General features: G+C 62.4%; 18 protein-coding genes. 7 read left to right on the top strand and 11 right to left on the bottom strand.

What is annotated here, in order from left to right:
- The first annotated feature begins 26 nt into the window (after positions 1-26).
- A complete protein-coding gene (locus tag JQ635_RS17970) occupies positions 27-1,880 on the top strand; it encodes a potassium transporter Kup (RefSeq protein WP_211411207.1) in 1,854 nt (617 codons plus the stop codon).
- A gap of 234 nt (positions 1,881-2,114) precedes the next feature.
- Here the strand turns inward: JQ635_RS17970 and gyrA are convergent, their stop codons facing one another.
- The 3 genes from gyrA to JQ635_RS17955 all read right to left on the bottom strand — a co-directional run bounded on the left by gyrA (position 2,115) and on the right by JQ635_RS17955 (position 7,926).
- The gene (gene gyrA, locus JQ635_RS17965) at positions 2,115-4,847 is read right to left on the bottom strand and encodes a DNA gyrase subunit A (RefSeq protein ID WP_211411165.1); all 2,733 of its coding nucleotides are present in this window, start codon (positions 4,845-4,847) and stop codon (positions 2,115-2,117) included.
- Between the two features lie 169 nt (positions 4,848-5,016).
- The gene (locus JQ635_RS17960; RefSeq protein ID WP_211411164.1) at positions 5,017-5,415 is read right to left on the bottom strand and encodes a DUF2306 domain-containing protein; all 399 of its coding nucleotides are present in this window, start codon (positions 5,413-5,415) and stop codon (positions 5,017-5,019) included.
- A gap of 573 nt (positions 5,416-5,988) precedes the next feature.
- The gene (locus JQ635_RS17955) at positions 5,989-7,926 is read right to left on the bottom strand and encodes an AAA family ATPase (RefSeq protein WP_211411163.1); all 1,938 of its coding nucleotides are present in this window, start codon (positions 7,924-7,926) and stop codon (positions 5,989-5,991) included.
- Between the two features lie 148 nt (positions 7,927-8,074).
- On the opposite strand from JQ635_RS17955, the gene JQ635_RS17950 reads away from it, so the two are divergent.
- Positions 8,075-8,860 (top strand): hypothetical protein, encoded by a 786-nt coding sequence (locus JQ635_RS17950; protein WP_211411162.1) that lies wholly within the window; start codon positions 8,075-8,077, stop codon positions 8,858-8,860.
- Between the two features lie 213 nt (positions 8,861-9,073).
- On the opposite strand, the gene JQ635_RS17945 is transcribed toward JQ635_RS17950, so the two are convergent.
- From JQ635_RS17945 to JQ635_RS17935, 3 genes are all read right to left on the bottom strand, one after another.
- Positions 9,074-9,478, bottom strand: coding sequence for a DUF6262 family protein (locus tag JQ635_RS17945; protein WP_211411161.1), 405 nt, complete (start codon positions 9,476-9,478; stop codon positions 9,074-9,076).
- A 9-nt stretch (positions 9,479-9,487) separates the two neighbouring features.
- Complete coding sequence (locus tag JQ635_RS17940; protein WP_211411160.1) at positions 9,488-9,997, bottom strand: hypothetical protein; 510 nt, start codon at positions 9,995-9,997, stop codon at positions 9,488-9,490.
- A 148-nt stretch (positions 9,998-10,145) separates the two neighbouring features.
- Complete coding sequence (locus tag JQ635_RS17935; protein WP_211411159.1) at positions 10,146-11,141, bottom strand: GSU2403 family nucleotidyltransferase fold protein; 996 nt, start codon at positions 11,139-11,141, stop codon at positions 10,146-10,148.
- A 150-nt stretch (positions 11,142-11,291) separates the two neighbouring features.
- Here JQ635_RS17935 and JQ635_RS17930 point away from each other — a divergent pair, with 150 nt between their 5' ends.
- Together JQ635_RS17930 and JQ635_RS17925 are read left to right on the top strand one after the other, a co-directional pair.
- Complete coding sequence (locus tag JQ635_RS17930; protein ID WP_246583606.1) at positions 11,292-11,765, top strand: helix-turn-helix domain-containing protein; 474 nt, start codon at positions 11,292-11,294, stop codon at positions 11,763-11,765.
- Complete coding sequence (locus JQ635_RS17925) at positions 11,737-12,327, top strand: hypothetical protein (protein WP_211411158.1); 591 nt, start codon at positions 11,737-11,739, stop codon at positions 12,325-12,327. The genes JQ635_RS17930 and JQ635_RS17925 overlap by 29 nt, the downstream gene beginning before the upstream one ends.
- A 127-nt stretch (positions 12,328-12,454) precedes the next feature.
- On the opposite strand, the gene JQ635_RS17920 is transcribed toward JQ635_RS17925, so the two are convergent.
- The 5 genes from JQ635_RS17920 to JQ635_RS17900 form a co-directional block, all read right to left on the bottom strand.
- Positions 12,455-12,862 carry an XRE family transcriptional regulator gene (locus JQ635_RS17920; RefSeq protein WP_211411157.1) on the bottom strand — a complete coding sequence of 136 codons (408 nt, stop codon included), beginning with the start codon at positions 12,860-12,862 and terminating at the stop codon, positions 12,455-12,457.
- A 56-nt stretch (positions 12,863-12,918) separates the two neighbouring features.
- Positions 12,919-14,988 (bottom strand): hypothetical protein, encoded by a 2,070-nt coding sequence (locus JQ635_RS17915; protein WP_211411156.1) that lies wholly within the window; start codon positions 14,986-14,988, stop codon positions 12,919-12,921.
- A complete protein-coding gene (locus JQ635_RS17910) occupies positions 14,985-16,550 on the bottom strand; it encodes a tyrosine-type recombinase/integrase (RefSeq protein ID WP_211411155.1) in 1,566 nt (521 codons plus the stop codon). Before JQ635_RS17910 ends, JQ635_RS17915 begins: the two co-directional genes overlap by 4 nt.
- Positions 16,547-17,764 carry a tyrosine-type recombinase/integrase gene (locus JQ635_RS17905; RefSeq protein ID WP_211411154.1) on the bottom strand — a complete coding sequence of 406 codons (1,218 nt, stop codon included), beginning with the start codon at positions 17,762-17,764 and terminating at the stop codon, positions 16,547-16,549. Before JQ635_RS17905 ends, JQ635_RS17910 begins: the two co-directional genes overlap by 4 nt.
- A gap of 460 nt (positions 17,765-18,224) precedes the next feature.
- Positions 18,225-18,728, bottom strand: coding sequence for a single-stranded DNA-binding protein (locus JQ635_RS17900; protein ID WP_211411153.1), 504 nt, complete (start codon positions 18,726-18,728; stop codon positions 18,225-18,227).
- A gap of 453 nt (positions 18,729-19,181) precedes the next feature.
- On the opposite strand from JQ635_RS17900, the gene JQ635_RS17895 reads away from it, so the two are divergent.
- The 3 genes from JQ635_RS17895 to JQ635_RS17885 all read left to right on the top strand — a co-directional run bounded on the left by JQ635_RS17895 (position 19,182) and on the right by JQ635_RS17885 (position 21,836).
- Positions 19,182-19,943 carry an outer membrane protein gene (locus JQ635_RS17895; RefSeq protein WP_211411152.1) on the top strand — a complete coding sequence of 254 codons (762 nt, stop codon included), beginning with the start codon at positions 19,182-19,184 and terminating at the stop codon, positions 19,941-19,943.
- A 235-nt stretch (positions 19,944-20,178) separates the two neighbouring features.
- Positions 20,179-20,850: an outer membrane protein gene (locus tag JQ635_RS17890; protein WP_211411151.1), complete on the top strand. Its 672-nt coding sequence runs from the start codon at positions 20,179-20,181 to the stop codon at positions 20,848-20,850.
- A gap of 239 nt (positions 20,851-21,089) precedes the next feature.
- On the top strand, positions 21,090-21,836 hold the full coding sequence (locus JQ635_RS17885; RefSeq protein ID WP_211411150.1) for an outer membrane protein: 747 nt from the start codon (positions 21,090-21,092) through the stop codon (positions 21,834-21,836).
- The last annotated feature ends 95 nt before the right edge of the window (positions 21,837-21,931 follow it).

Raw genomic sequence — 21,931 nt, 5'->3', positions numbered from 1 at the left:
ATCATCCTGATCCACTGCCGCTTGCCATGACGATGGGCGCCCTCGGGGTGGTCTATGGCGATATCGGCACCAGCCCGCTCTATGCCCTTAAGGAAGCCGCCAAGGCGGCCGCCCATGGCGGCACGCTAAGTCACGACGCTGTCCTGGGGGTTGCCTCGCTGATCCTCTGGGCGTTGCTGCTGATCATCTCGCTAAAGTATGCGCTGCTGATCCTGCGCGCGGACAATCGCGGCGAAGGCGGCATCGTCGCGCTGCTGGCGCTGCTTCATGCGCGCCACGCGCAAGCTGGCACCTGGCGCGCGCATCTGCTGGTGGTCGGCCTCGTCGGCGCCGCCCTGCTCTATGGCGACGGCGCGATCACGCCGGCCATCTCCGTGCTCAGCGCCATCGAGGGCCTCAAGGTCGACGCGCCTTCGCTGGCGCCGGCGGTCGTGCCGGTGACCGTCGCAATCCTGATCGGCCTGTTCATGATGCAGAAGCAGGGCACCGGCTTCATCGGCCGCATCTTCGGCCCGGTGATGCTGGCCTGGTTTTTCGTGCTCGCCGCCCTCGGCATCCACGGCATCGTCAAGGCGCCGGCGGTGCTGGCCGCGCTCAGCCCGTTCTATGCCTTCAACTTCCTGATCCACCAGGACTTCCACATCTCGTTCGGAATCCTCGGCGCGGCCTTCCTCGCGGTGACCGGCGGCGAAGCCATGTATGCCGATATGGGGCATTTCGGCCGCATGCCGATCCGGCTCGCCTGGTTCGCGATCTGCCTGCCCGCACTGGTGCTGAATTATTTCGGCCAGGCCGCGCTGCTGATCACCGATCCCTCGATGATCGAGAACCCGTTCTTCCAGCTCTGCCCCGACGCCCTGCACTATCCGCTGGTCGCGTTCTCGGCGGTCGCAACCGTGATCGCCTCGCAGGCGATCATCTCCGGCGTGTTCTCGCTGACCCAGCAGTCGATCCAGCTCGGCTTCCTGCCGCGCATGCAGATCCGCCACACCACCAGCGATGCGATCGGCCAGATCTACGTGCCGCTGGTGAACTGGCTGCTCGCTGCGGCCACGCTCGGGGCAGTGCTGAGCTTCGGCACATCGGACGCGCTCGCCGGCGCCTATGGCATCGCTGTGTCGCTGCTGATGGCCATCACCACCCTGCTCGCCGCGCTGGTGGCGATCCAATGGGGCTACTCGCCCTGGCTCGTGGTCGCCGTGAACGGCGCCTTCTTCGTCATCGACGTGATCTTCTTCTCCGCCAATTCGATCAAGCTGTTCGAGGGCGGCTGGTTTCCGCTGCTGCTCGCCGGCCTCGTCGCCTTCCTGATGCTGACCTGGCGTGCCGGCGTGAAGCTGGTCGAAGCGGCACGCGCCCGGCTGCGCCAGCCCGAGGAGGATCTGATAGAGACCGCGATTAACAAATGCAGCGCAAGGCTCCCCGGCACCGCCGTGTTCCTTGCGTCGGCGCCGCGCGGCGTGCCGCTCGCGCTGACCCAGTTCGTCAAGCACAATCGCGTGCTGCATGAACGCGTGCTGCTGGTCACCGTGCTGATCGAGGAATCCCCGCACATTCCCGACGAGGAACGCGCCGAGGTGATCGAGATCATCCCGGGCATCACCCGCGTGATCCTGCATTACGGCTTCATGCAGAACCCGACCATCTTCGAAGGGCTGACTCTCACATGCCGGCAGGGCAAGCTGCCCGGCATCGACCTCGCCGACATCACCTATTACGTCGGCCGCGAGACCATCATCCCGCGCGAGGACGTCCCGGGCATGTGGGTCTGGCGCGAAGGCGTGTTCGCCTTCCTCCAGCGCAACGCTGAACGCTCCGCCGCGTTCTTCGGCGTGCCGACCAAGCAGGTCGTGGAGTTCGGCACGGAGCTGGAGATCTAAGGCTGGCGCGCAGCCCGGATGCAGCGAGGCGAGCGTGGTTCGATTAACCGCGCAACATCTTCGGTGTCGTCCCCGCGTACGCGGGGATCCATAACCACAGGGAGCAGTTCCGGCGCGAGACAGGCAACTCCGCGTCTTCGCCAAACGTCTCCCTGTGGCTATGGGTCCCGGATCCGCGCTTCGCTCGTCCGGGACGACAATGGAGAGTGGGACGTGAGCGCCAAAGGCTACAAGTCACTCCCCGTTCGTTCCGTTGCCGCTCTCGGCCTCTTCGGTGATGTGCTCGACCGAGACGACGTGCTCGTCCTCGGCGGTGTCGAACACGATCACGCCTTGCGTCGAGCGGCCGGCGATGCGGATGCCTTCGACGGGGCAGCGGATCAGCTGGCCCTTGTCGGTGACCAGCATGATCTGGTCGGCCTCCTCCACGGGGAAGGACGCGACGAGGTTGCCGTTGCGGTTGTTGACGCTCATGGCGACGATGCCTTTGCCGCCGCGACCCGTGGTGCGGTACTCGTAGGACGAGGTCCGCTTGCCATAGCCGTTGACGGAGACCGTCAGCACGACCTGCTCGGCCGCCGACATCGCGACATAGCGCTCCTGGGCGAGCTGGAAGCTGCCGGAGGTCTCCTCGGCCTCGGCGTCTGCCGGAGCCTCCTCCGTCGCGGCTTCGCCGGCCACTGCGCGGCGCATCTTCAGGTAGGCCGAGCGCTCGTCGGATGTGGTCTCGACGTGGCGCAGGATCGCCAGCGAGATCACCTTGTCGCCCTCGCCAAGCGCAATGCCGCGCACGCCCATCGAGGTGCGCCCGGTGAACACGCGCACGTCGGTGACGGGGAAGCGGATGCACTGGCCTCCGGCCGCGGTCAGCAGCACGTCGTCGTGCTCGGTGCAGATCTGCACGTCGACGATCGCCTCGTTGTCGTCGAGCTTCATCGCGATAATGCCGGAGCGGCGAACGTCGACGAAGTCGGACAGCTTGTTGCGCCGGACGTTGCCGCCCGTAGTGGCGAACATCACGTCGAGCTGGCCCCAGGTCGATTCATCCTCCGGCAGCGGCATGATGGTGGTGATGCGCTCGCCCTGCTCCAGCGGCAGGATGTTGATCATGGCCTTGCCGCGCGCGTTCGGCGCGGCCATCGGCAGCCGCCAGACCTTTTCCTTGTAGACCTGGCCGCGTGAGGAGAAGAACAACACCGGCGTGTGCGTGGAGGCCACGAACAGGCGGCTGACGAAATCCTCGTCGCGGGTCTGCATGCCGGAGCGGCCCTTGCCGCCGCGGCGCTGCGCCCGGTAGGCCGACAGCGGCACGCGCTTGACGTAGCCGGCGTGCGAGACGGTGACGACCATGTCCTCGCGCTGGATCAGGTCCTCGTCCTCGACCTCGCCTTCCTGCTCCATGATCACGGTGCGGCGGGGCGTCGCGAATTCCGCCTTCACCTCGGCAAGCTCGGTCTTGATGATGTCGAGGATGCGGGCGCGCGAGCGCAAGATCTCGAGATAGTCGCTGATCTCGCCGGCGAGCTTGGCAAGCTCGTCGCCGATCTCGTCGCGGCCGAGCGCGGTGAGGCGTGCGAGGCGCAGCTCCAGGATCGCCCTCGCCTGCTCCAGCGACAGGCGGATGGTGCCGTCCTCGTTGATGCGATGGCGGGGATCGTCGATCAGCGTGATGATGTCCTCGACGTCGCGCGCAGGCCAGTCGCGCGTCATCAACGTCTCGCGCGCGGCAGCCGGCGTCGGCGAGTGCCGGATCACCTTGATGATCTCGTCGATGTTGGCGACCGCAATGGCGAGGCCGACCTGCTCATGCGCGCGCTCGCGCGCCTTGCGCAGCTTGTATTTGGTGCGGCGGGTGACGACCTGCTCGCGGAAGCCGACGAAGATCGTCAGCATGTCCTTCAGGTTCATCGTCTGCGGACGGCCGCTATCGAGCGCGACGGCGTTGACGCCGAAAGAGGTCTGCAGCGGCGTGAACTTGTAGAGCTGGTTCAGCACCACGTCGGGTACGGCATCGCGCTTGAGCTCGACGACGACGCGATAGCCGTCGCGGTCGGACTCGTCGCGCAGGTCGGAAATGCCCTCGATCTTCTTTTCCTTGTAGAGCTCGGCGATGCGCTCGACCATCGTCGCCTTGTTCACCTGATACGGGATCTCGGTGATGACGATCGCCTCGCGCTCCTTCCGGACCGTCTCGAAGGTGACCTTGCCGCGCATCACGATCGAGCCGCGGCCGAGATGGTAGGCGCTGCGGATGCCCTGGCGACCGAGGATGATGCCGCCGGTCGGGAAATCCGGGCCCGGGATGATGCCGTTGAGCTCGTCGATGGTCAGCGACGGGTTGTCGATCAGCGCGACGCAGGCGTCGATCACCTCGCCGAGATTGTGCGGCGGGATGTTGGTGGCCATGCCGACCGCAATGCCGCCGGCGCCGTTGACCAGCAGGTTCGGAAACCGCGCGGGCAGAACCACCGGCTCCTTTTCCGAGCCGTCGTAATTGTCCTGGAAGTCGACCGTGTCGTCGTCGATGTCCTCGAGCAGCTTCAGCGCGATCTTGGTCAGGCGGGACTCGGTGTAGCGCATCGCCGCCGGCGGATCGCCGTCGACCGAGCCGAAATTGCCCTGCCCGTCGATCAGCGGCGCGCGCATCGAAAAGTCCTGCGCCATGCGCACCAAGGCGTCGTAGATCGCCTGGTCGCCGTGCGGGTGATACTTACCCATGACCTCGCCGACGGCACCGGCGGACTTCTTGTGCTTCTTGTCCGGGGTGTCGCCGCGATTGTGCATCGCGAACAGGATGCGGCGGTGGACCGGCTTCAACCCGTCGCGCGCATCGGGCAGCGCACGCGCCACGATCACGCTCATGGCGTAATCGAGATAGGACTTCTTCATCTCCTCGTAGATGGAAACGGGGCGAATGTCCGAGGGATGCGCCGGCTGGTCGCCGGGCTTGTTGTCGTCGTCAGCCAAGGGGGAATCCGGTGAGTTTTTGTCTGGGAATCATATAGCGCATCACACCCCTGATAACCACCCTTGCCGGGTTCTAGGGAAGCGCTTTTTCCGACTGTTTTTCCAGAGACTTACGCCCTTCCCGGCACCAGCCCGGACTGGGCCGGAACGGACCGGGCGGAACCGGCTCTTACGCCCCGAAAATCACCCGGTGCATGATGCGCCCGGGCACCAGCGTGAACAGGCCCGCCACCACCAGCGCGCCGGCGAAGATGAGGATCATCATCCGCCGGTGGTCGGCGACGCGATGGGTGTGCGCCCGCCACACCGCCAGCGGCAGAACCACCAGGGTGAAGATCGACAAGAGATGGATCGGGCTGAAGGCCCCGACCAAGCGGATCTGGTGGATCCAGAATGACGACGCGGCCACGACCACCATCAGGACCACCCAGATCCAGCCAATCGTCCGGTGCGGCAGCGTGCCCTTGGGCGCGGCGAACTGGACGAGGCCGAGCATGAAGGCGGCCATGGCGGCAAAGGCATGCAGCGGGATCGCTGGCGCGGCCTCAAGCAGCGGCGCAAGGCTCATGCGGGGGCTCTCTCAGGTCGGGCGACGATCGATGTGAATACAATTAACATGAAGTTAATACCATTCACATCGCAGCCCGTCAAAGACTTGAGGCGGCACATGAGGAAAGCCCGGAAAACCGAGCTAGGCCGATCAATTGGTAAGAAATCCTGTCGCTTTACGCGAGCAAGGCGCAGCGGTCCGCCCGCCTCAGCTCCTAAGTATACAGTTCTGCGCGGAAACTGTGTGTGTTAGCCCCTTGACCTCACAATCGAATCTTCGCCCGGAAGGATTCAACTTGTCAAGATGGACGGAAAATCTGACAACAGATGCGTCGGCTTGCGAGACCTGGAACAGTCGGGAATCTCTCTCGACACCTTATCAGAATGAAAATCATCGGACGACGAAGGCTGCCTGAGGTCGGTCTCAGAGGGCCCACCGAGGACGAAGTTCGCGCCAGCGAAGAGCACGCAAAGCTCCCCTTCATCCGGGCGCCTAAAGGCGTTTATCGGTACCGCAACCACGCGGAAGCGAATGCCGAGATGGACCGGTGGATAGCTGAAGCGATGGCGGAAAGAGCCAAGGAGCTAGGTTTCAAGCCTTGAACGTCTGCCCCGCGATCATGGCCCCCAGTGCAATCTCCCGCCGCTCGGCGTGGGCGCTGCGCTCGAGACAGCTCCGGAGCACCTCCCGATCGCCGACCAGGACAGCGAGATCCGTGGCGCGGGTGATGGCGGTGTAGACGAGCGACCGGTCAAGCAGCCGGGTCGCCTGGACCGGAATGACCACACGCCGGAAGCTGGATCCCTGGGCTTTGTGGACGGTGATGGCGTACGCGAGAGTGAGGTCCTCGAGCGTGCGGCCGCCCAGCTCGTGGGTGAACCCGTCGAAATCGACCTGCAGGGTGGCCCCGTCGATGCCGACGACGCGCCCGAGGCTGCCATTCCGGAGATCGAGCCGATAGTCGTTCCGGAGGAACATGACCGGCTCGCCTTCCGCAAAATGCTTGGTCGGATGCCGGGGCTTGCCGACGGCAAAGATGTCGTGAAAGCGCCGGTTCAGGGCTTCGGTTCCGACCGGTCCGGCCTTGACCGCACAAAGAATCCGGAGGTCCTCGGTAAAGCCTCCGAGATCGGCGACGATGTCGACTATGTCCTCGGTTGCGGCCTTCTCGATTTGGAGGTGTGCAACCCCGTGGCGGGCCTGCTCGGCGATCCCGGGCAGAGACGGCAGTCGTCCGGAGCGGACCGCTTGGGCGACGGCTGGGATGCCGGTGGCTTCGGTCTGACGGTAGACCTTCGTCAGCTCCACGGCCGGGATCTCACGTCGATCAATGAGCGCGTGGAGAACCAGCCCGAAGCCGATCGGAGGAAGTTGGCCCGGATCGCCTACGAGCAGCAGCCGGCACCCATCCGGTAGGTGTCGCAGGACCCGGTAGGCGGTCGGCAGGTCGAGCATCGAGGACTCGTCGACCACCACCACGGATTCCGGTCCCAAGGCCACTGATTGCGCCTCTACGGCCTTCAGGAAGGCAGCGATCGTGGTGGCCGGCCAGCCGGTGGCCTCCCGTATCCGAACCGCGGCCCGACCGGCCAGCGCCATCATGTGCACGGTCCGGCCGAATGCCGTGCACGCGCGGGCGATGGCTCTCAGGACCGTTGTCTTCCCAACGCCGGCGCCGCCGCGGATGATGCCGCAACGCTGTTGCACGGCAATCCGAACGGCTTCCCGCTGCTCGGCATCGAGCGCGATCCCGAGGTCAACGGCATCAAGCCAGTTCTCGAGCTCGGTCGTCGAGACTTCCCGGGCGATCAGATCGCCCATGACCGGTTCCTCGAGCATGGTCCGGATCCGATCAGCGACGTAGCGCTCCATCATGTGGGCGCCGGCGGCCTGGAAACCCTCTCCGATCGCGATCGCGGCCCTCTCCTGGACCGCCAGATCAATCGCCTGCTCCACCAGGGTGGTCGTGCACTTCAGGAGACGACGGACCTCGGCGACCAGGTCGCGATGATGCGTCCAGGTGTGGTGTCGCTCCAGCCGGCCGTAAAGTGCAGCCTCTACCGCTGCAACCAGGCGCTGCGGAGCTCGCTCATCCATGCCGAGCTGTCGCCCAGCGGCATCCACGACGTTCCAATCGGCCAGCGCCATCATAACGTACGGCGTCTCGCGGAGCTTTGCCGCGGCGTGTTCACCCCAGAGGCGGACGATCTTCTTGGCGAGCCGAGCGTCGAACCTGTGCTCGTCCAGCCAAACGACGACATCACCTTCGGCGAGCTTGGCCTTCCAGGCCTGGGCGAGCGCCTCCGCGCGCTCACGGCTCAGAACCGTGGTCAGGCGCTCAACGTCACCGTTGCCGAGGACGGCATAAAGCCGCTCGCCGAACGTCTCCCACAGCCGGGACGCAGTTGCGTATCCGATGCCTTCGAAAGCAGGATCCTCGGCCAGATGGCGGACGACCGTGCCGCCTGAGTTAACCGGTTTCTTCCGATCAGCTGCTGTGAGGTGCCTGGGTCCTTGAAAGCTGCTCATTGACCGTGCATTCTCCGAATCGGCCGTCTCGCCGGACCTGCCACAGGGTCAAAGTGGACATTATTTCAAGTTGCCTTGGATCGACCGTCATATCCAGGTCGGTGCGTAATCTGTGGACATCGGCCGCTGATATGAACAGGTGGATCCTTTGACCGCTATCCCCTTAACTGAATCTGCCCTCACGTCCGTGAAGCGTGCGGTTAGGCAGGACTATCCGAACTACAAATCATCCCATCTGACCGAGGCGATCGCAGCCGCGTGCGGCTTTGCAAGTCATGCAGCGCTGCGGGCCCGCATGTTGGAGCGTGCACCGGCGCATCCAGACTTTGCATTGCTCGAGGAATTGCCGTTCCTGAACCGGCTCGCGGCGGTGACGGGTGTTCCGATATCGGATGGAGACCTCCGTGGTTTCTCCTTCGATCGCCTTGTCTACGAGGGTGCGGACGTTCTTCCGACTGCATCCAAGGGCGCCGCCAAAGTGAAGTACGACGGTTCGCGCAGGCGGCGGGCCTGGCGCAATGTGATGGTCGCCGGGATCAATGCCGGCATCGACCAGGGATTGTTTACGCCGCGAGCGGGAGAAAACAGCTGGCCGCTGCCGGATCCGAAGTACGGAGACGCTCCTCGAACGTACCGATTCATGATCGAGGATATTCCGGCGATCGCCAGCGTTCACGACGCAGGCTGGGACGAGTTGTCAATCCACGTTGCTTTGTGGCCCACGATCGAGGGCGAACGGTGGGTCCGAACGGCGAATTGCGGTTTCCTGGCGGGCGAGGTGTTTGCATCCGGCTGGCTCGAGCGGCGTGACGGAGCCTGGCTTCAGGTGGGAGATGCCCCCGAGTTTAGCTGTCGGAAGCAGCGCCTGGATCTGATCGCCGCGCTGGATATCCGCCCCAAGGGTTATGCGGATCGCGGCAGTTTTAGGATGTGATTGCGCAAGAAGCTGCGGCTGATCTAGCCGTGACCGGGAGAACCGACTGCGCGACAGCATACCACCGTGCTCGCTCCGGCAAGGGGCAGCCCGCGCCACGCCCGCTTCGCGGGCCCGTGTCGCCCCTTGCCTTTCGCTGCGCGCGGCGGTCCTGCTGATCGCAGGTCGGCTCCGAGGGACGGTCAGGCACCAGTCTCTCCAAGGGACGGGATCTCACCGGGACACCCGTCGCCCGGTCTCGACCATGATGTCCTCGACCTGTTCGAGATGTCTCAGCTTTTCACGAAGGCCGGCGTTTTCAGCGCGCAGGGATGCATTCTGCTGCTCGAGCGTCAGAATGCGCTGGTCACGGCGATCGGACTTTGCGACCGGCTTCTCATCACCGGCGGCCTCCGCCAGGCCCAATTGCTGGAGCGCATCGTCGAGAAGCCGCTTCGCCGCCGGATTTTTGTAGAGAACCTGCCGATCGAAGCCACAGGCCAACGCGATAGCCGAGAAATTGGCCTTGCCGCCCCGCTCCGGAAGCTTGCGACCCTCTTGCCGGAGGCTCTCGAGATAGCCCTGTAGCCGCTCGACGTTTTCAGCGCCGATCTCGCTTCCAGATTTTTGGGCCGTCATGGAGACACCTCAGTCGGTCCGACCGCGATCGTTCTCCTGAAGAGGCGCATCAAGCTGCTCGACAGTCAACCGGTGCAAATAGGCGTTGTGCCGCCACCGTGTGAACCGGGCCTCCAGGGTCTCGATCCGCTTGCGCAAGCCTTCAACGACCTCGCCGATGTCCTGCGTGAACTTGGCCATACGCTGGTAGTCTGCATCAACCCGGCTGCGCCGGAGCTTTCGGCCGAGCTTGGCGTTCTTCAGCTCCTCCTTCTTGTGCTGGAAGGCCAGCTTGATCTTGCTGTGGGAGGCGAGAGCCTGGCGCGTCCAGTTCCGTCCGAGCCGTTGCTGGACAGCTTCGACGACATCCTCCCAGCCCATCTCAGGGCGCGACCATTCTTCAATGATCGTGCGGATGATGTTTTCATCCGTTTTGCTGATATGGACGCGCCGTCCGCGAGCACCGCGGCGCGCTGTGGTTCGGGGCACCCTGCCAGCGCCGGGTTGCTTGCCCAAACTTTCAAGGATTCGTTTTGCCATCAAGTCCTTCGCCGAAGGATCGAAGGGATAAGCTGATTCTGCCCGAGTCTCGAAGGGGTCTTCCGACGTAGGATTCAACAAGGCAAAACCTCCCTACACGCGAGGCATCAGACGCTCGTCGTTCACCACACCTGAGATTTTGAAATCGCTACGGCCCGAAGAACTTTCTGACCATTGTCGTGGCCTCCGGATCTCCGACATCGATCTGCTCGGCGAAGCCCGGAAACGCCTCGAGATGTTCTGCCTCGAACGGCTTCGCACCGAATTTCATCACCAGTCGGCCGACGGCGTAGGCTTGGTCGGCTGCTATGCGTGCGGCTGCGCCATCCTCGCCATCCAGCGTTGCGACGGCATGTTTAGTCAGGGCGAAGGCGCGCGGATCCATGCCGATCATTCCGACCGGCGAGCCGTCTCTGGCAACTGTCGCGGTCGACACCGGCTCCAAATCCAGCAGGCTGTGCAGCACCGAGATCTGCTCCTCGGAAGCCTCCGCGAGGTCTTCAATCGCCTCGCGGAACGACCTGCGTGTGTGAAGATGAACCCGGTAGCCACGTTTGTTGATGGCGACTGGGCCGTCGTCGAGAAGCTCAAAGGATTTGTCTGCCCGCCGGAGCGCCGGCAACAGCTCTTTGAACGCTTCCGAAGGCGTTTTGGCGGTCGACAAGAGATCCAAGTCTCCCTCGATCAGGATCGAGCGCGACAGGAAAGCACCGGCCGAGGCTTCGTAAAGGTGCATGGCGACGCTCCCGAAAATCATAAAGCGGGGCCCAGATAGTTCGTGGCGAGCGAGCTCGCGCAGCACGTCGGCGGCGATAGGCTCGAGGCGGCCGATCTTCAGTGCCTTGCCCACGCGAACGAGGGGCTCCAGGTCGTCCTTGATCTCGGCAACCACCTTGTCGATTTCCACACGGGTACGGTCGAAACTGTCTTTCTGTTTCTCGGTTTCTGGTGAACGGCGGCCCAGGGACCGCATTGTCTTTTTGCCGGTTTCGGGAAGGGTCCAATATTGGATCAGATATTCGGCACCCCTGACCGTTTTCCAACCCATCGCCCCACGAAACTTCTCCTGAAGCGTGGTCAGAAACTCGTACCGCTCCCAGAATTCGCGGACATCCTCCAGATGCCGAAGCTGGGCGTGGTTCATGGGGGTGGGTTCGAGGCTAGCCATTTTCCACCAGAAGCATATATATTACCATATTTCGGTAGAAATTCAAGGAACAGTTGAACGGCTGGACTTCCAGCGAAGGTTTACACATATTACAGTTATAGCGAGTGCTGGAAATGGAGGCCTGCCATGGCCGAGGCGATGACACGACTGAAGGTCGAGGCGATCGAGCGCGAGGAAGCCCGCAAGGGAGCAAACTTCCTCGAGCGAGCGCTTGCGCTTGAGCACGCCGGGCTGTTTCTCACGAGCGCCAATGGCAAGAAGGTGACGGTAGAGATGCCGCCGACCCTGATGCTCGTGCTGAAAACCCTGCTGAGGACATTGGCCGATACCGGCGAAGCGCTTGTCTTGTCCCCCGACCTGGAGATTTCACCGGAAAATGCTGCCGAGATTCTCGGCATTTCGCGGCCCCTCGTCTATCAGCGCATGGATGCGGGCAAGCTCCCGTTTCGTTCGGTCGGGACACATCGCCGGGTCCGTGTAGACGATGTCGTGGCACTGAAGAAGGCCGAGGACGAGCGGCGTGCGTTGGCGGCGGCCCTTTCGGCCGACACCGAGGATCTCGAAGCAAACTATGCAAAGCCCGGTCAAAGCTCTTCTTGACGCGAACGTCCTGTATCCGAACCACCTGCGTAATCTGCTGCTCCAACTGGCTCAGAACGACTTGTTCGAGGTCAAGTGGAGCGGACAGATCGAAGAGGAATGGCTGCGCAACATGGAGCCGCGCACGCGAGCACGCATTGAGGCGCACACTCTTCCGCTCATAAGAAAGGGCTTTCCGGATGCCATCGTGACGGGGTTCGATCCGAACCAAGTCATCGGAAAGACGGACGTGAAAGACCGTCATGTCGCCTCGGCGGCCGCGGCAATCGCGCCCTGTATCCTCGTGACGAACAATCTGCGGGACTTTGATTTCGAGGCGCTGAAGACACTTGGGGTGCAGGTGCAGTCTCCCGATGATTTTTTAACAGAGCTGGCTATCTCAAAGCCGGAAGTGATGGAGGCCGCAACGCGCGAGGCCGCGGCGAACCTCACGAAGTCCAATCCGACGTGGGAGGACTATTTGACCCTACTTGCGACAGGATGCGGCCTACCGAAGTATGTGGACTGCCTCCGCGCCGGCCCTGGCGCCGCGCCGGCCACCGCACCATCAAAGGCCACCTAAATCCCTCTTCTGGAGCTATCGGCTCATCTGACCTGCGGCAACCGTTTTAGAGCCTCAAACAGCACGCCGGCGCGCGACATTTCGGTTTGAATAGCTTGACGGTGATACGGGTGTCTTTCGACGTATGCTAGAGGCGAGGCTCGGGCTGATAGTCGATCTCATCCATCTCCGCGAGCTCGCGCAGGATCTGCTCCTTGGTTTTCCTGACCGTCTCCGGCAGCACGACGCCACGATCGTGGCCGCTGTCCGGGAACACCGTGATGCCGACGTCGGCGCCCAGTGCGGTCAGCACTTTGATGAGTCGCCGGACCTCGTAGCCGCCATGCCGGTGGTTCATGATCCGATCGAGATCCTGCTCCGGTTCGCCGGCGAGCCGAGCCACGTCGGCCGGGGTCAGGCCGCGCTGCTCGGCGATGGTCGCGATCTCGTGGGACAGGTGGCTTTTGACCCTGAACTCGTCCGGATCGGTGATGCCCTGCTCGGCCAGGAAGTCGTCCCCGCCGCAGATCGTGAGGTCTTTCTTGTCCGTGCTCATTGCAATTCTCCTCCAGCATACCCCCGTGCCGAACCGCGGAAAACCCCACATAAGAATCAAGAGACAGGCTCATCCTCTTTTGGCTCATCCCATGGCTGCACCAAGGTGCCATCCGGAATGTTCGGATCGTTGTGAACCGCTAGGGCCTTTTCCAGGCCAGCTACGATCTTCCGATTGTGGTCCACGTAGTTCGAGGCGCCGTACTCCTCATCGACCTCCCTCTCGCATTGGGCGAGTATTGCCTTCTGCTCCTGCAGCATCTGCTCAGTCCGAGCGGCTTGCTTGGCGTCTCCCTTGATGAGCAGATGCTCGCCGCAGTCGGCGCAGGCCCCGTGCTTGTGGCACGGCGCAAGCGTCCAGTCCTGAAAGCACATGCCGATGTCGGTCGTGTGGGCGGTGGCAAAGCGGGCCTTGAGAAATTCCTCGCGCTCGACGGGCGGCAAGCGCTTGAAGGTCTCAACCACCGACCCCATCGCGGCGCCTGTTTTCAATGCCTCGCGGGTCACCTCGGCGAGCGCCATGCCGCTCATGTGGTCGTAGACCGAATTCTGATGCAGGTTCTTCCGGCCCGACCAGCGGGCGATATCGAGCTGGGAGACGCCGCCTTCCTGAGCCAGCGTATTCAGATAGTGGCGAACGGCGTGGCTGCGGAGATTATAGGGTTTGCCGTGCTCGTCGCGCAGATCCAGCCTTTCGAACACCGATTTCACATATCCCGACCCGGTCAGGAACGTCCGCATGTGCCGGTCGGAGAAGATCGTCACGATCGACTCGAAGCTGTTGCGAACCGGGTGGAAGAAATGCAGCGGCAGCAGGAGCAGGTATTCTTCGAGCGGCCGAGGAGCATCCGCCGGCAACTTGGCCTGCAGCTCCAACAGCTTTTGCTCGATGTCGCCGAGACGGTAGACGCACTGGGGAATTCCGGGCTGGCCCGGCAGTTTGCGTCGTTCTTTCGGCTCCACGCCCCAGTCATGCAGCGTGAGGCGCCCGGCGTTGAAATTTGAAACGCCGAGCAGATTCGGCAGATCGCGCGACCACACCTCCGTTTCGGGATCCGCCAACCGCCATGGCGGCGGTAGGAAAGCACGCCCAGGATGCGCTGCCATCCACTTGGCGACGTCACGCGCCGGCTGCGTGATCCGGGTGATATCGGCGATGGCCTTTTTTGCGACGTCGACCATGGCCGTCGGGATCCACTTCACCGAATCCGGGTACCCCTTCGATCCGCCATAGGCGATGCCGAAATTCTCGACCTGCTGTCCGGAGGCGTCGAGGATTGGCTCCCCGTTCGAGGTCGCCTTTTCCGTGCGGATACAGTCCACCGCAAGGTTCAAAACCTCGTTGATGCGCCAGGGTGCACAGAACAGGAGCTCCACGATACGCGCCCGCAAGATGTCCGTGTCGAGTGTCACCATGGAGGTCATCGCGATGATCGCATCGATAACCTCCTCGCTGGCCATCTTCTCGGCGCGGCGGGATCTTGCCTTATCATCGATGCGCGATCCGATGTCGTCCTCACGACTGATCGGATTCCGGAAGGAGATGATTGCCTTGGTGAGCACCCGATCGTTCAAAAACTTCGCAATCTCGACGAGGGCACAGGCCTGCGAATAGCTCGAAGTCCGGCTCATCCGCTCCTTGAGCAACCGCGCCGCTCGAGCAAAGTGCTCGGAGGTCAGCTCTGCGGGATCATAGTTCTGGTCTCGGAGAACCTCGTAGAGAGCCTTGCTCGCGTCGACGACCTTGGTGTGGGACCCGAATGGTCGCGCGAACTCGCGCAGGACGACGATCGAGCGGATCAGGTCGCCAAACGGGCGGGCCATGACTTCGCGTCCCTCGTCGCTGGCGCGGCCCTTCCCCCGGGTCATGAAGTAGAGCTTCCGCACCTGGGCGGAGGTCGGTCTGAGCTTCCGGGTGGACGTAATATCCCAAACAGGAGCGTCAAAATCGACGTCGGGGCCGAACACTTGGAGTTTGCGTGCATGATCGACCAGCGCCGCTAAATTGGCCCTGCAGTCCCGCTCGATCCGGGACGGAAGATTGAGAATATCGGCACTGGTCGTGCGGCTGCTCTGCCGAGCAGGGTTGGCCTTTGACCGGGGCGCCGGCGCAACGGGAACGCTCATTCCGCGGCTCCTTCACACAGGGTTACGACCTCGGCGACCGCCAGGATGGTCGCGTCGTGAAGGCGGACGATCTGCGGATCCCGCCCGTCCTTCTCGCGCCGGACGCGCTCGGAGCACAGCCAATCGAGCATTTCGCGGTGCGGACCATTCTTCCAGGGCTGAAACTTTTCGCAGGTGTAGCAGGAGATCGGCGCATAGAGGCCGCAGGCTCCGGCACCGCACGTCCCGAGGTTACCGTTGCGCTCCGGGGCCTGGCCCGGCTGGCGACGAAACCAGGGAATGCGCTTTGCGGGATTACCGCCGTTCACAGCTTCGCTCTCGTCCACCACCACCCGTCCCATGAAGGCGTCCGCGAGCGGCGCCAGTTTCAACGCCAAGGCTGCATCCAGCCGCTGAACCTGGTTCGAACGGGTCTCGTAATAGACCTGGACCGTCTGCAGGTCCGAATGGTCGAGCATCATGGCGAGTTCAACGGGAAAGGCTCCTTCCTCGACGGCGCGGGTTGCGAAAGTCCGGCGAAACCGTCTTGGATTAGCCCTAAGATAATCTCCGGTCCGGTGGGACTTTACGCCGAGCTTGCGAACTGCGCGCTCGATCATCCCGGCAATCTCTTGGGGAGGAACGTGCATCGCATATTCGCGAAGCGTTCCACGAAGATCCAGTCGCGGCTGGGCCGCCGCAAACAACGGATGGCCATACTCGTCAGCCCAGCCCTCCGCTTCACGTCGCAACTTGTTCTGCGCGATGAGGGCCGCGACCAGGGGGCCCATGTCCTCGTTCAGGATCTCCGGATGAAACTGGGAACGAAATTCCTCGTCCCCCTTCTTGATACGGGGCACGTAGAGCAGGTGCAGGATCCGACCCGTGCGGTGTTCCACTATCGGCTTGTAATCTTCCTCCCGCAGGAGTGCGTACGCCAAGGGATTGCAGCCCAGGCCTATAGCCAGCCACAATGCCGTGCGTTCCTCGAGATCAAGAACCGATGAGCTCGCAGAGGCCCGGAGCGCGGTCGTCAGGGCTATGTATTCGAGCTCGTCAAATGCCCCTTTGACAGGATCTCTGGTGCGAACGGCGCGACCCTGCTCATTGCGGCCGATCACCAGCTCGTCGAGCGTCGCAGCGACATCGGACGAAAACTGCGGAAGCTTTTGTTGAGCACACCATCGATACCACGCTCGAACATAGCCAAGGCGGTAGTGGACAAGTCGAGGAACTTGCCGGAGTTCGCTGATAAGCCGCTCATCGATTCCCGCACCGTTCGCGGCACAGGCTCTAAAATGCTCAGAGCGATGCAGGTAAGCTAGAGCGCTAAAAGTGTTGCCAACATCATCCGTGGATACCACCTGGATTCGCGCGGCAAGATAAAGAACGACGCTTGTAAGCAGGGCGAGAGAGTCAATCTGGAGCCTGCGGAAATCCAGGTCATGACGCACCCGTCTCAGCTGATTCAGCTTCCAAACCCATCCGGTCGCATCAACCGGAACACCGGCGCGATCATGAATTACGCCTTGGCTCGGAAAATCGAAGCCGGGCTCATGCTCAAGATCTCGCTTCGCTGTCATTCCTCGACCTCGCGGGTGCTCTTGTCCTGCATCTTGAGCATGATCGTCCGAGCTCGCCTGCGGATGCGCCGACCCTGGTAGTGGTCGCCCTGCTCCGAGGTGCGCGTCCACCCTTGGCTCTGGTTGCGGGCATGCTTCTCCATTGCCTCCGGCGTTCCGAGCTCTTCAGCGCCGTCGCCAAATCGATCATTCCAGGTATGGCGAAGGACGTGCGTGGAGAATTTGGCGGGGATGCCGGGCACCTTCTCGCGCAGCTGCCTGTACATGTACGTGACGGTCGAGCCCGAGAGCGGTTTGCCCTGTTGCGAGAAGAACACGTACGGCGACTTCTTCACGCCAGGAAACGTCCTGCGAGAGCGAGTGATGTAATTGTTGAGGGCTCGCGCCAACCTCGGCGTCAGCGGCAACGGCCGAGCCAACGTCTTTGTCTTGGGTGTATTCTTGCGTGGATCCTCGCGGTCATCCGGCCGGCGATGGACGGTGACCATGGGCGCATCACCGTTGAGGTCGAGGTCCTTGCCCTTGACGATCAGCGCCTCGGACTTGCGCACGCCGGCATCGTAGTAGAGCAGCCATAGGGCGTAGTTTCGCTCCTGGTGCGCAGGCCTAAAGGGGTTGCTGGGATCGCCAGGCGTGATGGCCTTCAAGAAGAGTTCGCGATCGGTATCGCTCAGGCCCTCTCGGGTCGTCTGTTTACGGATTCTAATCTCTCCGACGACGGCCTCCTTGAAGTCGGCCAGCCGAAGCCGCGCTTCCGCGATGCGGCTGTCCCGGGCTGACATCCGTCCAAGCGTGTTGTCGGCATGGAACGCGACGTAATCCCGGATCGCCGTGCATCGGGCCCTCCATACCGAGGCGGAGACAACCGACTTTCCCCGCGAGTTCTTACCCTCCATCTGGCGCGCGCGATGATTGAGGTTGACCCGCAGTTCGGTCCGCAAAGCAGCCAGTTCCTCCCGGCTGAACAATTCGAAGCTCTCGATGCGCTGGCGCAGATCGATCTCGCGGCCCGCGGCCCAGTTATGCAGCATGCAAACCGCGTGCATGTGCGTTTCCATGGTCCTCAGGGCCATGGTCGTGGGCCGCAGATGCGCGACGCAATAGAGGTTCGGCCAATCGACCGGCAATTCCTGCGAGTCGACTGTGAAAGCGAACTCGTCGCCTTCCTCCAGACGAATGGTTTTGGTGTGAAAAGGCGGAATTTCTTGCCACATCGGCGAGATACTCGGGCACTGGATGATGGCCCTAAAATCTCACGAGCAGCCCAAAACGCCCTAATTGCAAAGGCAAGACCGCAAAATGACGTTTAACCCTCAGAGCAAGCGGACGATTTCGCTCCAATCTTTACAAAGCTGAGCGAACGGGCGGCAAACTTCGAAGCCCGCAGAAGCCCTATTTTTGCAGAGGTTTTGAAACGCCGCCGACGTCCGTGGAGGAATCCTCATCCGGTTTTCCCCAAATTCGTCCACCAGAATGCGCAACTCCCGAACGATCGCACGTTGGAAAGATTTTCATCAGAAAAATAAGCGGGTTTTCTGCCAAAACTTTACAAACAACGAATCCTACAATCTAGCTGAAGCAATGCTTTACAAAAACAATCGGGGCGATTTCTCATAACCCGTTGCCAGGTCTAAGAAATCGCCCCGAAACTTTACTTTCGGAAAATCCTATCTGCTAGAACGGGATGTCGTCGTCCATGTCGCTATTGCGGCCGCCGCCGGCCGCAACGGGACGACGCGGCGCGCTGCTGACCGGACCGGAGGAGCCGAAATCGCCGCCCGGCTCGTCGCCGAAGCTGCCGCCTCCGCCGCCTCCGCCGCCGCCACCGCGGCCATCGAGCATCGTCAGCGTCGAGTTGAAGCCCTGGAGCACGACCTCGGTCGAGTACTTCTCGACGCCGCTCTGGTCGGTCCATTTGCGGGTCTGGAGCGCGCCCTCGATGTACACCTTCGCGCCCTTCTTCAGATACTGCTCGGCGACCTTGCAGAGCCCCTCATTGAAGATCACGACGCGATGCCACTCAGTCTTTTCCTTGCGCTCGCCGCTGTTCTTGTCGCGCCAGGTTTCCGAGGTCGCGATGCTCAGATTCGCGATCGGCCGCCCGTCCTGGGTGCGGCGGATTTCAGGATCCTTGCCGAGATTTCCAACCAGAATGACCTTGTTGACGCTTCCCGCCATCGCCGCTCTCCACTCCAAATGCAACTGAATTCGTAAAGGCCGCGCCGCGCGCCCCGCAGTCCGCCGCAACCTGTTTGAGGCGACCCTATACGCTTGCGCGGACCGATCAGCCCACCAGCCCTCGGGTTATCCCCACATATAGCATCGCCTGCCGGCTTGTTCCAGATTTGTTCTTCCGGGGCGAGCACGGCATGTTCGGCTCCGGCGGTGCCTGCATGCCGCTCAAATGGCGCGCAATGGATGGAACCTTTTCAAGTTCCCCCAATCAGCGAAAAGCGCTTAACATTCATAAAGTTACACGCCTCGCACTTGGCTTGCGACTGTTGCATTTCAGAGACGGACTCTGCCTCCCCCTTAGGCTACCGTTGCCTCGGAATTGAGTTCATATGGGCGTCGCGCCTGATTGGCCGCTTCGGGGACCTCAAGAAGCGGACCTGACCCGGGGAGACTGCAATGAATAAGATTTTGATTGGTACAATCGGTGCCGTGGCGTTGGGCCTGTCGGCTCCCGCAAGCGCGGCGGATATGGCGGCGCGTCCCTACACCAAGGCTCCGCCCCCGATGGTTGCGACCATCTACGACTGGAGCGGCTTCTACATCGGCATCAACGGCGGCTGGGGCTCAAGCCGCAATTGCTGGGACTTCGTGACGCCGGTCACCGGTACGCTGATCGACGACGGCTGCCATAACTCATCGGGCGGCACAGTCGGTGGTCAGGTCGGCTATCGCTGGCAGTCGGCCAATTGGGTGTTTGGCGTGGAAGGCCAAGGCAACTGGGCTGACTTCAGTGGAAGCAACATCAGCCCGACCGCGCCAGATCAGCAGAACCGTACGCGGGTCGATGCCTTCGGCTTGATTACCGGTCAGGTCGGTTATGCCTGGAATAACGTTTTGGTCTACGTAAAGGGCGGCGGCGCCGTCGTGGACGACAGATACGACCTCATCGTCGCGCCGGGCTTTGTGGGTGCTGGCACGACCTTCGGTTCGGCCAACGGAACACGCTGGGGCGGAACGGTCGGCGCGGGAGTCGAATTTGGCTTCGCCCCGAACTGGTCGGTGGGCTTCGAGTACGATCACATCTTCCTCGGCACCCGAAACGTCGACTTCATCTTCGGCGGAGCCTTCGTTCAGACCGAACGCATCAGTCAGGACGTCGATCTCGCCCTCATCCGCCTGAACTACCGTTGGGGCGGCCCGGCGATCGCCAGGTACTGATCGCAAGGATAGTTCTCTTCTGACGAACGAAAGGCCGGCCTCGCGCCGGCCTTTTTGCTGGGCGCGAGCCGAGGGATCCGTCAGCGATTGTGACGTTTTGTGGCTGTTGTGACTTTTCGGGTACACAACTTGCGGCTTCGTTGGTGTAAGCACGACGCCAGTTGGACCACGGCGTCCGATGCCCTTCCGTTCACGGAAGGCAACAACAGAAACTGGGACTGGGATTAGGTTAAAAATGAAGAAGGTTTTGTTGGCTTCGGCCTGTTTGTTCGCTCTGGCTGCCCCTGCGTCGGCGGCTGATCTCGCGGCCCGCCCGTACACCAAGGCTCCTGTGGCTGTGGCCTCGGTCTACAACTGGACCGGCTTCTACCTCGGTATCGTCGGTGGCGGCGCCTGGGAAAACGCTTCGGGTGACCCGAAGATGAAGGGTGGCTTCGTCGGTGGCACCGCTGGCTACAACTGGCAGACCGGCAACGTCGTGTTCGGCATCGAGGCCGACGGTTCCTGGGCTGACGTCAGCGCCTCCGCGACCGCTCTCGGCGTCACCGTCTCCTCCAAGACCGACGCACTCGGCACCGTCCGCGGCCGCATCGGCTACGCCGTCAACCAGGTCCTGTTCTACGGCACCGGTGGTTACGCCTGGATCGACAACAAGCTCAGCGTCAGCGCACTTGGCGTGACCGTCTCCGACACCAAGTGGCACTCCGGCTGGACCGTCGGTGCGGGCGTCGAAGCGTTCTTTGCTCCGCAGTGGTCGGTCAAGGGCGAGTACCTCTATCGCAGCCTCGGCGGCGAAACCTACTTCTCGGGCCTCGGCGCTCCTGTGAACACCGGCACGATCAACTTCCACACCGTGCAGGTCGGCGTGAACTATCACTTCGGCGGCCCGATCGTCGCGAAGTACTAAGCTTCGTCTCCGACGCTACCCGCGTTACGAAAGGCCGGCCTCGCGCCGGCCTTTTTGTTTGGTCATCTTCACACGTCGTAATATACGCCATCCCGCCACTAGCGTTTTCGGCGAGATGTGGCTATCCGGTGACACAACCTTAGGATTCAATGGTGTAGAGCTATGACATCAGTTGGCTCATAGGGTCCGCTGCTCTTCCTTGCGGAAGGCAACAAAGAGAAACGGAACTGGGGAATCAGATGAAGAAGGTTTTGCTGGCTTCGGCCAGTCTGTTCGTGCTCAGCGCGTTGACACCGGCCTCGGCGGCCGATCTTGCGGCCCGCCCCTATACCAAGGCGCCGGTCGCCGTGGCCTCGATCTACAACTGGAGCGGATTCTACATCGGCGCCAACGCCGGTGGCGGCTCCAGCCACAATTGCTGGGACGTCAACAATATCTTCGGCGTTGCGGGTCCGGACACGGCCGAAGGCTGTCACAATGCGACCGGCGGCATCGTCGGTGGCCAGATCGGTTATCGCTGGCAGTCGGCCAACTGGGTATTCGGCCTTGAAGCCCAGGGTGACTGGGCAAACCTGAAGGGTTCGAATACGAGCTTGGTGCTCGCGCCGCTGGTCAACGAGACCAAGATCGACGCGCTTGGCCTGTTCACCGGCCAGGTCGGCTATGCCTGGAACAACGTGCTCTGGTACGTGAAGGGTGGCGCGGCCGTCACGCACGCCAAGTACAATGGTACGGTGGCCGGCGTGGTCATCGACAGCGCAAGCGAGACGCGCTGGGGTGGTGCGGTCGGCACCGGCCTCGAATTCGGCTTCGCGCCGGGCTGGTCCGTTGCGATCGAGTACGACCATCTGTTCATGGGCAAGCGCAACAACTCGTTTACGATTGTCGGCATCAACGACCGTATCGACCGCATCAAGCAGGACGTCGACATGGGCACCGTCCGCCTCAACTACACCTTCGGCGGCCCGGTGGTCGCGAAGTACTAAGCTTCGTCTCCGACGCACTCGCGTTACGAAAGGCCGGCCTTGCGCCGGCCTTTTTGTTTGGCAGCACGCTCCAGCGTAGTTCCGCTCGCCCAGCT

Origin of the sequence: Bradyrhizobium iriomotense (assembly GCF_018130765.1) — a bacterium.
GTDB lineage: Bacteria > Pseudomonadota > Alphaproteobacteria > Rhizobiales > Xanthobacteraceae > Bradyrhizobium > Bradyrhizobium iriomotense_A.
Note: the sequence above shows the minus strand (reverse complement) of the source record. Positions and strands in the feature narration are given on the sequence as shown.